This is a genomic window from Mesorhizobium jarvisii (assembly GCF_003601985.1).
Taxonomy (GTDB): domain Bacteria; phylum Pseudomonadota; class Alphaproteobacteria; order Rhizobiales; family Rhizobiaceae; genus Mesorhizobium; species Mesorhizobium jarvisii.
In genome coordinates this window covers 323,342-338,067 of sequence record NZ_QZXA01000003.1, presented here as the reverse complement: position 1 = coordinate 338,067, position 14,726 = coordinate 323,342, and the positions used below count along the sequence as shown (strand labels likewise).

Annotated in this window: 15 protein-coding genes and 1 tRNA gene; 3 read left to right on the top strand and 13 right to left on the bottom strand. The window is 64.0% G+C overall.

The window, feature by feature from the left end; translation table 11 throughout:
• Positions 1-103: 103 nt before the first annotated feature.
• Both rlmH and rsfS read right to left on the bottom strand, forming a co-directional pair.
• Positions 104-586 (bottom strand): 23S rRNA (pseudouridine(1915)-N(3))-methyltransferase RlmH, encoded by a 483-nt coding sequence (gene rlmH / locus D3242_RS09190; protein WP_064981297.1) that lies wholly within the window; start codon positions 584-586, stop codon positions 104-106.
• Positions 587-670: 84 nt separating this feature from the next.
• The gene (rsfS, locus tag D3242_RS09185) at positions 671-1,048 is read right to left on the bottom strand and encodes a ribosome silencing factor (protein ID WP_010912111.1); all 378 of its coding nucleotides are present in this window, start codon (positions 1,046-1,048) and stop codon (positions 671-673) included.
• Between the two features lie 242 nt (positions 1,049-1,290).
• Here rsfS and D3242_RS09180 point away from each other — a divergent pair, with 242 nt between their 5' ends.
• A complete protein-coding gene (locus tag D3242_RS09180; protein ID WP_064981299.1) occupies positions 1,291-2,142 on the top strand; it encodes a mechanosensitive ion channel family protein in 852 nt (283 codons plus the stop codon).
• Between the two features lie 56 nt (positions 2,143-2,198).
• Here D3242_RS09180 and D3242_RS09175 read toward each other — a convergent pair whose 3' ends face one another.
• The 5 genes from D3242_RS09175 to obgE all read right to left on the bottom strand — a co-directional run bounded on the left by D3242_RS09175 (position 2,199) and on the right by obgE (position 7,898).
• A complete protein-coding gene (locus D3242_RS09175; RefSeq protein WP_019861820.1) occupies positions 2,199-3,497 on the bottom strand; it encodes an MFS transporter in 1,299 nt (432 codons plus the stop codon).
• 99 nt (positions 3,498-3,596) lie between these two features.
• Positions 3,597-4,184, bottom strand: a complete 588-nt coding sequence (locus D3242_RS09170) for a nicotinate-nucleotide adenylyltransferase (protein WP_019861821.1) — start codon at positions 4,182-4,184, stop codon at positions 3,597-3,599.
• 251 nt (positions 4,185-4,435) lie between these two features.
• On the bottom strand, positions 4,436-5,722 hold the full coding sequence (locus tag D3242_RS09160) for a glutamate-5-semialdehyde dehydrogenase (protein ID WP_064981300.1): 1,287 nt from the start codon (positions 5,720-5,722) through the stop codon (positions 4,436-4,438).
• A 3-nt stretch (positions 5,723-5,725) separates the two neighbouring features.
• The gene (gene proB / locus D3242_RS09155) at positions 5,726-6,862 is read right to left on the bottom strand and encodes a glutamate 5-kinase (RefSeq protein ID WP_064981302.1); all 1,137 of its coding nucleotides are present in this window, start codon (positions 6,860-6,862) and stop codon (positions 5,726-5,728) included.
• A 4-nt stretch (positions 6,863-6,866) separates the two neighbouring features.
• Positions 6,867-7,898: a GTPase ObgE gene (gene obgE / locus D3242_RS09150; RefSeq protein ID WP_019861827.1), complete on the bottom strand. Its 1,032-nt coding sequence runs from the start codon at positions 7,896-7,898 to the stop codon at positions 6,867-6,869.
• 132 nt (positions 7,899-8,030) lie between these two features.
• Here obgE and D3242_RS09145 point away from each other — a divergent pair, with 132 nt between their 5' ends.
• A complete protein-coding gene (locus tag D3242_RS09145) occupies positions 8,031-8,900 on the top strand; it encodes an endonuclease/exonuclease/phosphatase family protein (protein WP_064981303.1) in 870 nt (289 codons plus the stop codon).
• Between the two features lie 6 nt (positions 8,901-8,906).
• On the opposite strand, the gene D3242_RS09140 is transcribed toward D3242_RS09145, so the two are convergent.
• The 4 genes from D3242_RS09140 to D3242_RS09125 all read right to left on the bottom strand — a co-directional run bounded on the left by D3242_RS09140 (position 8,907) and on the right by D3242_RS09125 (position 11,221).
• Positions 8,907-9,440 (bottom strand): GNAT family N-acetyltransferase, encoded by a 534-nt coding sequence (locus tag D3242_RS09140; RefSeq protein ID WP_064981725.1) that lies wholly within the window; start codon positions 9,438-9,440, stop codon positions 8,907-8,909.
• Positions 9,441-9,476: 36 nt separating this feature from the next.
• A complete protein-coding gene (locus D3242_RS09135) occupies positions 9,477-10,064 on the bottom strand; it encodes a GNAT family N-acetyltransferase (RefSeq protein WP_032932124.1) in 588 nt (195 codons plus the stop codon).
• Positions 10,065-10,181: 117 nt separating this feature from the next.
• Positions 10,182-10,451, bottom strand: coding sequence for a 50S ribosomal protein L27 (gene rpmA / locus D3242_RS09130; protein WP_010912120.1), 270 nt, complete (start codon positions 10,449-10,451; stop codon positions 10,182-10,184).
• 98 nt (positions 10,452-10,549) lie between these two features.
• Positions 10,550-11,221 (bottom strand): 50S ribosomal protein L21, encoded by a 672-nt coding sequence (locus tag D3242_RS09125; RefSeq protein ID WP_010912121.1) that lies wholly within the window; start codon positions 11,219-11,221, stop codon positions 10,550-10,552.
• Positions 11,222-11,637: 416 nt separating this feature from the next.
• Here D3242_RS09125 and D3242_RS09120 point away from each other — a divergent pair.
• Positions 11,638-11,727 (top strand) — tRNA-Ser (locus D3242_RS09120).
• A 108-nt stretch (positions 11,728-11,835) separates the two neighbouring features.
• On the opposite strand, the gene D3242_RS09115 is transcribed toward D3242_RS09120, so the two are convergent.
• Both D3242_RS09115 and recQ read right to left on the bottom strand, forming a co-directional pair.
• Positions 11,836-12,108 (bottom strand): PilZ domain-containing protein, encoded by a 273-nt coding sequence (locus D3242_RS09115; RefSeq protein WP_223217844.1) that lies wholly within the window; start codon positions 12,106-12,108, stop codon positions 11,836-11,838.
• 567 nt (positions 12,109-12,675) lie between these two features.
• Positions 12,676-14,511 (bottom strand): DNA helicase RecQ, encoded by a 1,836-nt coding sequence (gene recQ / locus D3242_RS09110; protein ID WP_064981305.1) that lies wholly within the window; start codon positions 14,509-14,511, stop codon positions 12,676-12,678.
• Positions 14,512-14,726: the final 215 nt, after the last annotated feature.

Here is a 14,726-nt window from a genome sequence, read left to right as displayed (position 1 = left end):
AACGACATGCATCAAACCACAGATTCTGAATCTAGCTCCGCATTGGGGCGGAAATCCGGGCAATGGGCAACGAATCACCGCTGGCGCCAACTGTGCGGCAGGCTCACGCGCGATGATAGGGGTGGCCGGAAAGGATCGTCGCCACCCTGTAGAGCTGCTCCCCCAGCATCACCCGCACCAGTTGATGCGGCCAGGTCAGCGCACCGAACGACAGCACCAGATCCGCCTGGTCGCGCAGCGGCGGATCGTGGCCGTCGGCGCCGCCTATGGCCAGCACCAGCGCCTTGCGCCCACCGTCGCGCAACTGCCCGATACGATTGGCTAAATCCTGCGAGGAAAGGCTCTTGCCGCGCTCATCGAGCAGGATCAGCGCCGTGCCCGGCTGCAGCTGCGCCTGCAGTCGGGAGCCTTCGTCGCGCTGGCGCTCGATAGCGCTCTGCGACCGGCCCTCTGTGATCTCGGTTATCCCGGCGAATTCAAGCCCGACCGCCGGCCCGCTCTTGGCGAAGCGCTCGAAATAGCGGTCGGCCAACTCCCGCTCGGGGCCGGCTTTCATTCGGCCCACGGCATGAACTGAAATCTTCATCCTCGCCTCTATAAGCCGCTAATGCACGTCACCCAAAGTGGGAAGCGGTTCTGGGACAATGACATGCATCAAAACAAAGGCGGCTTAGTGGAGGGTCTCTTCCTCGAGATCCGGCGCCTGCCACATCTTTTCGAGATTGTAGAATTCGCGGACTTCGGGGCGGAAGACATGGACGATGATGTCGCCCGAATCGATCAGGACCCAGTCGGCGCCGGACAGCCCCTCGACGCGCGCCGTGCCGAGGCCGGCATCCTTGAGCGCCTTGAGGAGATGGTCGGCGACAGCCGAGACATGACGGTGCGATCGGCCCGACGCGACGACCATGTAGTCGCCGAGGCTCGATTTCCCCTGAATATCGATTGAGACGATGTTTTCGGCCTTGGAGTCTTCCAGACTGGCAAGGACTGTGTTGATGGCGCGGGACACGGCGTCGTTTACGCTGATCCCGGCCGGCGAAGGCACGATGTCGGCCTTCTTCCGCAGTGCTGTTCTCAGTGTATTTCCTTTCGCAGCAAGAACAACCAAATCACCCCCAAAAGCAGGTGACGCCACTTAGATAGGCAGAGTTCCCTGACAGTTTCAAGACGCAGCCCCAACTCACGCGAACTCGCCGGTTGCCCGCTTGTTCCAGAGGGAGGCAAAAAAAAGCGGAACCCAGGCGTCTGGCATGGGTTATCGGCTGACCGACCAACCGGAATCCCGCCATGCCGATCGACCCGCAAAACACCCTTCTTACCGTCCAGGCCGGCCTGGCGCAGCTCAGTACGCTGATCGTTTCCTATTCCTTCTCGGCCATCGGCGCCATCATCCTGCTGGTGGTCGGCTACATCGTCGCCGGCCTCGCCGAGCGTTCGATCTTTGCCGGCCTCGGCCATATCCACGGTTTCGACGCGACGCTGCGGCATTTCTTTTCCAAGATCGTCCGGTACGCCATCCTGATCCTGGTCGTCATCATGGTGCTCGGCCAGTTCGGCGTGCAGACCGCCTCGATCATCGCCGCGATCGGCGCCATCGGCCTGGCCATCGGCTTGGCGCTGCAAGGCACGCTGCAGAACATCGCCGCCGGCATCATGCTTCTGGCGCTGCGGCCGTTCCGCATCGGCGAATCCGTCGAGGTCGGCGCCATTTCAGGTTCGATCGAGGAAATCGGCCTGTTCGCCACCAGGCTCAGGACCGCCGACGGCGTCTACATACTGGCGCCCAATTCGACGCTGTGGAACCAGCCGGTGCGCAATTTTTCGCGCAATGGGGTGCGCCGCAGCGACATCAGCTTGAGCATCGGTTCGTGGAACGACATCGACGGCGCCCAGAAGACATTGCTTGCCCTTGCCGGCGCCGAAAAGCGCATCCGTCGTGAACCGGCGCCGATCGCCTTCGTGGCCAGCCTCGGCGATACGACCGTTTTGCTTACCTTGCGCTATTGGACTTCGGCGGCCGACTACTTCTCCACGAATATCGACATGACGAAGCGTGCAAAGCAGGCTTTCGACAGCGAGGGCATCTCCATCCCACTGCCGCCACCGGAAGCGCCGGCGCCGGAGGCCCGCACACAATAGGCGATTGCGGGGCGCCCGGAGCGGTTTCCCTAAGGCCTTGCGAAGAGCAACAACCTTCAGTCCTTGGTCCGGCCTGCAATCTCGTCCGGCGCATAAGCGAGTTCGACCGGCAGCGGCGCCTGCGCCGTCATCGGTGCGAAGCTGCCGGTCTCGGTGGCAGGCACGGCCTGTGTGGTGAACACGCGCAACAGCACGAACAGGCAGAAGGCGCAGGCGATGACAACGGCCACATAGATGAAGGCCTGCGTGCCGAAGACGGCCGACAGCGCCGTCACGATGCCCGGCACCACGAACCCGGCCAGCGACCAGGCAAACAGGAGCGAGCTGGACAGCGCCACCATGTCGTCCTTGCCGGCGCGGTCGGCGGCATGCGCGCTGGACAGCGAATAGATCGATTCCGAGGCGCCGTCCCACAAGACATAGATCACCAGCAGCGCCGGCAGCGCGCCGCCGTCGAAACCGAGCGCGAACATGCCGGCCACCGCGGCCAGCGCGGATGCCCCGATCAGCACGTAGCGGCGATCGGTGCGGTCGGATATCCAGCCGAAGGGAAGCTGCAGGATCAGCGTGCCGAGCGGCATCACCGAAAGCAGCAATGCCACATCGGCCTGGCTATAGCCCTTGGCCGTGGCATGGATCGGCGCGAAACCGGAAATCGACATGGACAGGCCACCGACCGCCAGCATGCCGGCAACGCCGACCGGTGAAATCCGCCAGGCCCGGCCCAGCGCCACCGAGGCGGCCTGCGGCGCCGGCGGCTGCGCCAGCCGCGTCATGCCGACGGGCAGGATCGACAAGGCGGTGAAGGCAATGCCGATCAAGGGCGCGTCCGCGGTCTTGATGTCGACCAGCGCCAGCGTCGCATAGCCGACACCGAGCCCGGCGACATAGGCGACGTAGAAAAAGGCCATCACCCGGCCGCGTATGGCGTTGGCCACGGCATCGTTCAGCCAGCTCTGCGCGACGATGAACAGGCCGCATATGGCAAAGCCGTAGAGGGCGCGCGCGCCGATCCACAGCACGGGGTGCGGACCGGCACCGATGGCCGCGTTGGAAAGCGCGATCAGCGCCGACAGCACCATGAAGGCGCGGGCATGGCCGACCCTGCGCACCAGCGGCCCGGTCAGGATGCAGCCGGCAAGACCGCCGGCCGACAGGCCGGTGACGATCAGCCCGGCCCAGGTCGGATCGAAGCCCTCGACGCCGAGCCGCACCGGGATGTAGGCAAACATCAGCCCGTTGCCGATGGCGATCAGCGCCATCGACACGATGACACTGGCGATCGCGATCAGCGGCGTCGGCGCACTGCCATGCACCGGATCGATTTTGGTATTGTGCTTCACGGGAGTGGTCATGTTCAGACAAGATCGCCTATGCGGCAGCGAAAAGCCCCTGCAAAAACGACATCGGCGGTCTTCCCTTCTCCCCTGGGAGAAAGGAAGACCGTGCAGGTCCTACCCCTTCGCCATCTTGCGGATCGCGCTCGACGACAGCGACGAGCGCGGGCCGTGGATGAAGGTCCAGGCCGGCGCCTTCATGCGGGCGAGCAGCGGCGCGTCGCCTTCATCGATGCGGGCATAGTCGAAGGTCTTGGCGACGACCGACGACAGGAACGACAGCGTCGCGCCCGGCCGGTCGATGACCGCGATGGGGAACGTCAGCACGATCTCGCGCCAGCGCTGCCAGCGATGGAAATCGCGCAGACTGTCCGCGCCCATGATCCAGACGAAGTCGACACCCGGGTTGCGCGCCTTGACCAGCGCCAGCGTGTCGGCGGTATAGCGCACATGATGCGCCGCCTCGAAGGCGGTGACCTTGATCTTCGGGTTCTTGGCGATCTGCTCCGACAGTTGCAGCCGCTCGGCCAGCGGCGCCAATTCGCGCGTGCTCTTCAGAGGATTGCCCGGCGTCACCATCCACCAAAGCTGGTCGAGCGCCAGGCGCCTCAGCGCGATCTCGGCGACGAGGGCATGGCCGGCATGCGGCGGATTGAACGAGCCGCCGAACAGGCCGACGGCGAGACCTTTTTCGGCATGCGGCATCTTCAGGTAGGCGGAGGGGGCAGCCTGGGGGGAAGAGGATGGCATCGCGCTAGCCACCCCCCGCTGGCCTGCCGGCCATCTCCCCCGCAAGGGGGGAGATTAGCAGTTCGACTGCAGGAGCAAATCCTGCAACGCTGATGATTGGCGAAACCGGAAATTCCAGCCGATCTCCCCCCTTGCGGGGGAGATGTCCGGTAGGACAGAGGGGGGTGCCTGGGCGCAACGGTTCACGCTCTAGTGGCAAAATAAAATCAAGGCCTCACCTGTCCCGACCCGCGCACGCGATATTTGAACGAGGTCAGCTGCTCGACACCGACCGGCCCGCGCGCATGCATCTTGCCGGTGGCGATGCCGATCTCGGCGCCCATGCCGAACTCGCCGCCATCGGCGAACTGGGTCGAGGCATTGTGCAGCAGGATCGCCGAATCGATCTCGTTGAAGAACCGTTCCACGGCCTTCGCGTCCTCGGCGATGATCGCCTCTGTGTGATGCGAGGAGAAGGTCTCGATATGCTCGATCGCGCCACTGATGCCGTCGACCAGCTTCACCGCGATGATGGCGTCGAGATATTCGGTCACCCAGTCGGCATCGGTCGCCGGCTTGGCGTCGAAAAACACCTTCAGCACTTCTTGATCGGCATGGATCTCGCAGCCGGCGGCGCGCAGCGCATCGAGGATCGGTACCAGATGCGTGGACGCCACAGCGCGGTCGACCAGCAGCGTTTCGGCGGCGCCGCAGACCCCGGTGCGCCGCATCTTGGCGTTGACGGCGATCCTGACCGCCATGTCGAGATCGGCGGAGCGGTCGATGTAGAGGTGACAGATGCCTTCGAGATGGGCGAAGACCGGCACCCGCGCCTCGCTCTGCACCCGCCCGACCAGGCTTTTGCCGCCGCGCGGGATGATGACGTCGAGCGCACCGCCTAGCCCCTTCAGCATCTCGCCGACAGCGGCGCGGTCGGTGGTCGGCACCAGTTGGATGGCGTCTTCCGGCAGGCCGGCGGCCTTCAGGCCCTCGACCAGGCAGGCATGGATGGCAGCGGACGAATTGAGCGAATCCGAACCGCCGCGCAGGATCACCGGATTGCCGGCCTTGAGGCAGAGCGCACCGGCATCCGCCGTCACGTTCGGGCGGCTCTCATAGATGACGCCGACGACGCCGAGCGGCGTGCGCACGCGCTCGATCCGCAGGCCGTTCGGCCGTTCCCAGGCGGCGATCACGTCACCGACCGGATCCTTGAGTTCGGCGATTTCGCGAATGCCGTCGGCCACCGCGCGGATGCGCGCGGGATTGAGTTTCAGCCGGTCCATGAAGGAGGCGGAAAGCCCTGACTCCTCACCATTCGAGATGTCGATGGCATTGGCGTCGAGAATGTCCTGCTCGCGGGCGACGATCGCGTCCGCCATGGCAAGCAGCGCGGCATTCTTGGCGGCGGTGGTGGCGATGGCCAGCGGTCGGGCGGCGGCACGGGCGCGGCGGCCGATATCGGCCATCAACGCCACGGTGTCATCCCCGGATTTTTCATGCAGCTTCAGCATGGCTCATCCTCCGCTTATGTCGCCTCCCGCGTGACTCACCACGAGATCATCGCGGTGGATCATCGCCGAACGCGCTTCGTAACCGAGCACGGTTTCGATCTCGGCCGTCTTCAGGCCTGCGATCCTTACGGCATCGGCGGCATCATAGGCAACCAGCCCGCGCGCGATCTCGCGGCCCTCTGGCGACAGGATCGCAACCGTATCGCCGCGCGAGAAATTGCCGCTGACCAGTTTGACGCCGGCCGGCAGCAGCGATTTGCCCGATGCGAGCGCACCGACGGCGCCGGCATCGACCGTCAGCCGGCCGGCCGGTTCGAGCTGGCCGGCGATCCAGGTCTTGTAGCCCTTGACCGGATTGGCGCTCGGCCGGAAGAAGGTGGCGCGTTCGCCGCGCTCGATCGCCATCAGCGGCGACAGCCGCGTGCCCGAGGTGATGATCATCGCGGTGCCGGCGGCGGTGGCGATCTTGCCGGCATCGAGCTTGGTGCGCATGCCGCCGCGCGACAGTTCGGAGGCGGCAGCCCCCGCCATCGCCTCGATGTCCGGCGTAATGCGGTCGACCACCGGAATGAACTTGGCTTGCGGATCGCGCACCGGCGGTGCGGTGTAGAGCCCGTCAATGTCGGAGAGCAGCACCAGAAGGTCGGCGCCCATCATGGTGGCAACGCGCGCGGCCAGCCGGTCATTGTCGCCATAGCGGATTTCGGACGTGGCGACCGTGTCGTTCTCGTTGATGACCGGCACCGCCTTCATCTTGAGCAGCGTCGAGATCGTCGCGCGCGCATTGAGATAGCGGCGGCGCTCCTCGGTGTCGCCAAGGGTCAGAAGAATCTGGCCCGACTTCAGGGCGCCCTTGCCGAGCGCATCCGACCAGGCGCCGGCGAGCGCAATCTGCCCGACGGCGGCGGCCGCCTGGCTCTCCTCGAGCTTCAAGGCGCGCTTGCCAAGGCCCAAGATCGTTCGGCCAAGCGCGATGGCGCCAGAGGAGACGACGAGGATTTCGGCGCCGCCCTGGGCAAGCACCGTGATGTCGTCGGCGAGCGAGTCCAGCCAGTCGCGCTTCAGGCCGCTCGCGCGGTCGACGAGCAGCGCCGAGCCGATCTTGACGGTGATGCGCCGGTATTTTTTCAGCGACTGCATGGTCTTACTTTTCCCAGCGCGTCTCGACCATGGGCGCGGCCTCCGCGCGCGCCTCGGCAATCACCGTCATCAGCGCCCGCAGAACGGCCTCGACACCTTCGCCGGTGACGGCGGACAAAAGCATCGGCGCGCGGCCGGCGGCGCGCTTCAGCGAGGCGACCTTCTTCTTGCGCTCATCGGCATCGAGCGTGTCGACCTGGCTGAGCGCCAGGATCTCGACCTTTTCGGTCAGGCCATTGCCATAGGCATCGAGCTCGGCCCGCACGGTCTTGTAGGCCTTGCCCGGGTTTTCCTCCTGCGCCGAAACCAAATGCAGCAGCACGCGCGTGCGCTCGACATGGCCGAGGAAACGGTCGCCGATGCCAACGCCCTCATGCGCGCCCTCGATGAGGCCCGGAATGTCGGCGATGACGAATTCGCGCGCGTCGATGCGGGCGACGCCGAGGCCGGGATGCAGCGTCGTGAACGGATAATCGGCGATCTTCGGCTTCGCCGCGGTGACCGCCGCCAGGAAAGTCGACTTGCCGGCATTGGGCAGTCCGACCAGCCCGGCATCGGCGATCAGCTTCAACCGCAGCCAGATGTTAAGCTCCTCGCCGGGAAGGCCGGGATTGGCGCGGCGCGGCGCCTGGTTGGTCGAGGTCTTGAAATGTTGGTTGCCGAAGCCGCCATTGCCGCCCTTGGCGAGCAGGAAGCGCTGGCCGACCACGGTGAGGTCGCAGATCAGCGTCTCATTGTCTTCCTCGAACACCTGCGTTCCCGCCGGCACCTTCAGCGTCACGTCGGCGCCCTTTGCGCCGGTCATGTTGCGGCCCATGCCGTGGACGCCGGTCTTGGCCTTGAAATGCTGCTGGTAGCGATAGTCGATCAGCGTGTTCAGGCCATCGACCGCTTCCAGCCAGACATCGCCGCCGCGGCCGCCATCGCCGCCATCCGGCCCGCCGAATTCGATGAATTTCTCGCGCCGGAACGACACCGAACCGGCGCCCCCGTCACCCGAGCGGACATAGACCTTGGCTTGATCGAGAAATTTCATGGGATTGCAGTTTCTTTTATTGGCCTTGCGGCATTGCTCTAAACCTTGGGCCTTGCTCTAAACCAAGGCGCGGTCAAGGGCGAGACCGTTTTGTGACAATGGCCGCTTGGGGTCGGCCGGAGACATGTTGGCATGAAGCTTGTAACCTACAACATCCAGTACGGCATCGGCCTTGATGGGCAATACGATGTCGCGCGCATTGCCGACGCGGTGCGCGGCGCCGATGTGATCGCGCTGCAGGAGGTCACCCGCAACAATCCGAGGAACGGCGGGCGCGACATGGTCGCCGAGATCGGCGAGGCGCTGCCGGACTATTTCGCCGTCTATGGCAGCAATTTCGAGGCCAATATCGGCTCGCGCATCGACAACGGCCGCGCCATCACCACAACCTTCCAGCTCGGCAACATGATGCTGTCGAAGACGCCCATTCATCTGTCGCGCAACCTGCTTTTGCCGCGCAGCCGCAGCTTCGAGATGATGAACTTCCAGCGCGGCGCGCTGGAAGCGCTGATCGAGACGCCGCTTGGCTTTATACGCTTCTATTCCATCCATCTCGATCACCGCAGCCCGGTCGAACGCGCGAGCCAGATCCAGTTCCTGCGCCGGCGCCTTTTGAACTACGCGCTCGAAGGCGGCGCGCTGTCCGGCGTCGCCGAGATCGGACTGCCGGAATTGCCGCACCCCGAGGCCTTTGTCGCCATGGGCGATTTCAACATGCTGGCAGGCTCGCCCGAATATGTCGAACTGGCCGGCCGGCCGGATCACCAGTTCGGTATGCCGCTGACCGCCGACTTCGCCGTCGACGCCGCCGTGCGCCTCAACGTCGCCGGCGACGATCTCGCCAGTTGGGTCGACCCCAAGGACCCGGCGAACACCAGCCGCCACAAGCGCATCGACTACGTCTTCACCAGCGCCTCGCTTGCCAGATCGCTGAAGCGCCTGTGGGTCGACCACAAGGCAACCGGTTCGGACCACCTGCCGGTGTGGGCCGAACTGGGCTGACGCACCTCATCCGGCTGCGTTTTCGCGTTCAACGATCGCCATCATGATCGTATCGCCGTAGCGCCCGTCGATACGGATAGCGTCGCGCTGCACGCCCTCCCTGACAAACCCCACCTTGTCGTAAAGGGCGATTGCACGGGCATTGTCGGCATGTACGGACAGCTCGACGCGGGCAAAGCCGACCTTGCGTGCCTGCGCCAGGGTGGCATTGATAAGCCGCAGTCCGAGGCCACGCCCGCGATGGGAGGCAACAATCCCCATTCCGAGGCTGCCGCGATGCGCATGGATGAGCCGGTCATGGCGTGAGATATCGCACCAGCCGACCACCTCGCCGTGAACAACGGCGACGAAACCTGGATCGCCGGCCACGATACGGTCCAACACGAATCGCCGGGTTTGGTCGAGTGGCGGCGCCTCGAGGAAGGACAGGTACTTCCGCTCACGCGCAACGAGATCAAGCGCGCGATGAAAGCTTTCGATGCGACCCGGCGTTATCGGCGCGATCGCGATCGTTTCAATATCGTTGCTGTCATCGGCCATTGGCTTGCCCGGCGCCATCCATCAAAGCGCCATCCATCAAAAATGCACCCAGTTGCGCAGGCTGATCCACGTCTTCCTGTCGAGCCTGTAGCGCTCGACAGGCACCTGGCCGGCGACGATCGAGTTCAGCATGCCCTGGCCGGCATACTGGAAGCCGCACTTGTGGATCACCCGGCGCGAGGCCGGATTGATGACCCGCGTCGAGGCATGCAGCACCTGGACCGATGTCTTCTGGAAGGCGAGGTCGACCAGCGCGTGGGCGGCTTCCGTCGCATAGCCGCGCTTCCAGTAGGGTTCGCCGATCCAGTAGCCGAGCTCAAGCCCGCGATCGGTGGTGTTGAGCCCCGCGCAGCCGACGAAAGTGTCGGTGCCGGCCAGCGTCAAGGCATAGGCGATGCCGGCGCGGCGCGACCGTGTCATGGCCAGGAAAGCGCGGGCCTCGGTCTCGCCATAGGGGTGCGGCATGCGCGCCAGCATTTCGGCGACATGACGGTTGTCGGCAAGCTCGACCAGTTGCGCGATGTCGCTCTCGCGCGGCGCCCGCATCACCAGCCGCTCGGTGACCAGCACCGGGCAGTCTATCGCGTAACTTTCGTCTTCTGAGTCTTCCGCTTCGGCAACCATTTTAGTCCTCCAGGCAAGAAAAAAGGGGAGATGGAAACCCATCTCCCCTGATCCTTTTCCTGGCGTTGCCAGACACCGGTTCCCGAGATGGGCGCCGGTGTTCTAGTGCGGAACCGGCTACTCCGCGGCTTTGGTAATCGGGTTGACCGATACGTAGGTTCGGCCGTTGGCTTTTTTGTTGAAGGTGACTGCGCCGGATTCGAGCGCAAAAAGGGTATGGTCCGTGCCCATGCCGACATTGACGCCGGGATGCCAGGTGGTGCCGCGTTGACGAATGATGATGTTGCCCGGGATGACGGCTTCGCCGCCGAACTTCTTCACGCCCAGACGCTTGGAATGCGAGTCGCGACCGTTGCGCGACGAGCCGCCAGCTTTCTTGTGTGCCATCTAACTAACTCCGTTGCGCCGCAAGGCGCCTAAAAGGCCTTATGAACGCGTTCGCGTTCCGTTTCAAGTCCGATCCGGCGGATGTTTCGCCGGAAAAATTACTTCTTCGCCAGTTCCTTGGCCTGTTCGCGCCAGTCCTTGATCTGGTCGGCGCTGAACGGCATGTGCTCGTCGATCTTGGCGACATCCTTGTCGGTCAGCTTGGCGAGCTGCGCGAAGGTGATGATGCCCTGCTCGTTGAGATCCTTGGCGGCGACCGGGCCGATGCCCTTGATCACGGTCAGGTCGTCCGGCTCGCCCTTCGGCGCCTTGAACAGCGGCGCGGCGGCGGTCTCGGCCGTCACGTCTGCCTTGGGGGCAGCTTCCTTCTTGGCCTTGGCCTCCTTCGGCGCAGCCTCGGCAGCAACCTCGGCCTTGGCTTCCGCCTTCACGGCGGCCTTCTTGGCGGGCTTCGCGCCACCCAGCAGGATCTCGGAGATCCGCACGGTGGTCAAAAGCTGGCGATGGCCGATCTTGCGGCGCGAATTCTGACGGCGGCGCTTCTTGAAAGCGATGACCGTGCGGTTCTTGCCCTGCTCGACGACTTCGGCGGTGACCAGAGCGCCATCGACGAACGGCGCACCGAACGTCACATTCTCGCCCTCGCCATGCGCGAGCACGTGGCCGATCTCGACGATATCGCCGACATTGGCTTCGACTTTTTCGATCTTCAGGAGATCGTTGGCGGCAACGCGATACTGCTTACCGCCCGTTTTAATGACTGCGAACATTTTTTGCCTTTCGCTGTTCGGTCGGCCTCGATGAACCGCCTGAGGCGGTTCGGCCGTCTTTTTGTCAGTCTGCGGGTTCAAAAAACAAGCGGCGCGGAAGAACCCTCCACGCCGATTGCGCGCTGTCCCTAACCGAAGGTTGCGTGGGAGTCAAGGCAACAGCCGTTGCCGGGGAGGTCATTGGCCGGCAAAGACCAGGCATGTCGACTTGACCGACCGGCGTTGCCTTCACCTGGCGGCGGGTATGCGTGGTTGGCCCGTGAAACCGCGTGGGTTCGACCGCAAAGACCTGCCCTGTTTCAGCTGCTTGCCCGGCAGGCCGGATGACAAGCCAAATATCGGTGGATTTGGCCTTGTAACCTGCCCGTTCAGCCGTTATCTAGTGCGCCGCGCCGGCAACGGCCGACCATGACCGCGGAGAGGTGGCAGAGTGGTCGAATGCACCGCACTCGAAATGCGGCATGGGTGCAAGCCCATCGGGGGTTCGAATCCCTCCCTCTCCGCCACCAATGACCAATCGCATCGAGGATCGCGCACTCCGCGAGTGCTGATGACGCGATAAATTCGGCCAGTTGCCTGGGTTCCGTCGTCCGATTAGTCAATGGCGTCCTGTTTCAATGGATCTGTACGCCAAGCCGCTCGTTCTTCCTCCATCGCACCACCGCACGATATTCGACACCATCCGCAGGGACGTACAGGACGAACCGCTCGGGAACAACCACGCCCGGCTCCACCCGTAGCTCCGCACCATGAGCGTGCTGATTTCTGACGGAGCAAGCGATCGTCGTATCCTCCGTGATGATGGTTCCATCCTTTAGAACGGCCGCCCGGGGAAGTGAGCGTCGTTCGATTGGTGGATCATCGGGTTTGCCGCTCACCTTTTTCATTCCTCCCGAAATCTTGTGGCGAAACGCATAAACTGGCCGCGACAATCGCGATTCAATTAGCATACACTAAAATAGTTCCGAAACTTTTATTGCGACGCGAGGTCGAGCGGTCGCGACGAAGGTATTTGGTCTCCCCGGCAACTGCACGGCGGCGACCTTCCTCGAAAAAGCAGGGGACGAGCTGAGGATGCGTTCTTGCCCGGCATCGAAATGCTGGCGCCCAATAGGCAAAAAGAGCCCGCCCGGAATGGGGACCAAGGGCGGGCCAAGAGGTGGCCAGGGATCATCCCAGCTTAGGTCAACGAGCGGCGGAGGGGTTGGTTGCTTTGCGCAAGCCGTCAAAGCATTCACGCTGGTTTGATTCCTTGTATTTTAGCTAACACGATGCTGGGCCGCTTTCTAACTAAAGTTCCAACACAAAATCCCGCCGCTCATTCACGGTAGCGGCGGGTTGATCTAGCTTTTTGGGCGCGATGTGCGGAAGGCGAATTGAGGGGCAAACGCCCGCCTGACCGTCGATGGCGTCGATCCAGATGTGACGATTGCTGCAGGATCTGGTTAGGGCTTTCAGACCGATCCTTCGGACCGGTGCGCGGCAATCGCCTTCAGAAAAATCTCCCCGAACTCCTTGAGCTTGGCCCCTCCCACGCCATTGACCTCGGCAAAGGCGTCGAGGTCGCGCGGGCGGCGTTCGGCCATGTCGATCAGCGTGCGGTCGGAGAACACCACATAGGCCGGCACCTGGCGTTCCTTGGCGAGGCGCAGCCGCAGGGATTTGAGCGTCGCCAGCAGCGAAGCATCGACGCCTTCGGCACCCGAACCCTCCGCGGCTCGCATCTTGCGCAAGGCGCGGCTGCGCATCTCGACACGATAGTGGAACGGGATCTCGCCACGGCCGAGCGCATGGCCTTTCTCGGCGATGGCGAGGCCGCCATGACCGCTCGGATCCGGCTCGAGGAAACCGCCGGCGACGAGCTGCCGGATCAGCGATTGCCAGAGATCCTTCTTGTGCGCCGCGCCGCTGCCGAAGCTGGCAAGCTTCTGGTGACCGCGGGCCACGATCTTCTCGGTCTCATGGCCGAGCAGGATATCGATGACATGGGCGGCGCCGAAGCGCTCGCCGCTCTGCGCGACCGCGGCCAGGATGATGCGTGCTTCCGCGCCGCCATCGGCGCGCGGCACCAGCTCGAGGCAGTTGTCACAATTGCCGCAGGGCTCGGCTTCTTCTCCGAAATAGCCAAGCAGCACCTGGCGGCGGCACTGCGCAGTCTCGCAATAGCCGATCAGGGTGTCGAGCCGGCGATGCGCGCGCTTCTTGTGCTCGACCGCAGCATCCTCGTCGTCGATGAACAGCCGCCGCATGCGGATGTCGCCAAGCCCATACAGCATATGCGCCTCGGCCTTGCGCCCGTCACGGCCGGCACGGCCGATCTCCTGATAATAGGCCTCCAGGCTGCCCGGCATGTCGGTGTGGAAGACATAGGCGACGTCGGGCTTGTCGATGCCCATGCCGAAGGCGATGGTTGCCACCATGACGACGCCGGACAGCGTCATGAAGGCGTTCTGATTGGCCTCGCGCGCGTCCTTGCTCATGCCGGCGTGATAGGCGAGCGCGGTGACGCCGTTCTTCTCGAGGAAGGCCGCCATCTCCTCCGTCTTCTTGCGCGAAAGGCAGTAGACGATGCCGCTCTTGCCCGGGTGACGCTCGATGAAACGCAGCAATTGCCGCTTGCTGTCCTGTTTGGATTCGATCGCGAGCTTGATGTTTGGCCGGTCGAAACCCAGCACCAGCGTTTCGACCCGCTCGGCGAACAGCCGCGCCTCGATATCGCTGCGCGTGCTCTCGTCCGCCGTCGCCGTCACCGCGATGATCGGCACGTTGGGGAAGATGTGGCGCAGGCGCGACAAATCCTCATACTCAGGCCGGAACGCCGGACCCCATTGCGAGATGCAATGCGCCTCGTCGATGGCGATCAGGCTGATTTCGAGCCTGGAAAGCGCCTCGAGCATGCGCTCGGTCATCAGCCGTTCCGGCGCCAGATAGAGCAGCCGCGTCTGGCCTGATGCCACGCGTCGCCAGGCGGCGACATTGGCCTCCCGGTCGAGCGAGGAATTGATCGTATCGGCGCCAACGCCCGCCAGCCGCAAGGCCGCGACCTGATCCTGCATCAGCGCCACCAGCGGCGACACGACCAGGGTGAGCCCACCCATGACCAGCGCCGGCACCTGGTAGCAGACCGATTTGCCCGCACCCGTCGGCATGACGGCCAGCACATGGCGCCCGCCGAGCAGCGCGTCCATGACATCTGCCTGGCCGGGGCGGAAATCGTCGAAGCCGAACACGTCCTTCAGGACGCGCTGCTTGGGATCCTCCGCCCGAACACTCGCTGACTGTGCCGACATCAGGCGGACACCGGACGGGAAGCGATTTTTCGGGGATGGGAGAGGATGTGGGAATCGATCAAGATGCTCTCCGCGTGACGCTTTGGAGTAGCGCAGCCGCCCTCGGAACACAACCGGAACAGTCATCCCATGTTGACGGCGGACTGATTGGCAGCGGCTGGCGAAGGCACACCTTCCCCTGCGACACCCGCACCCTGCTGGATTCCTTCACGCGC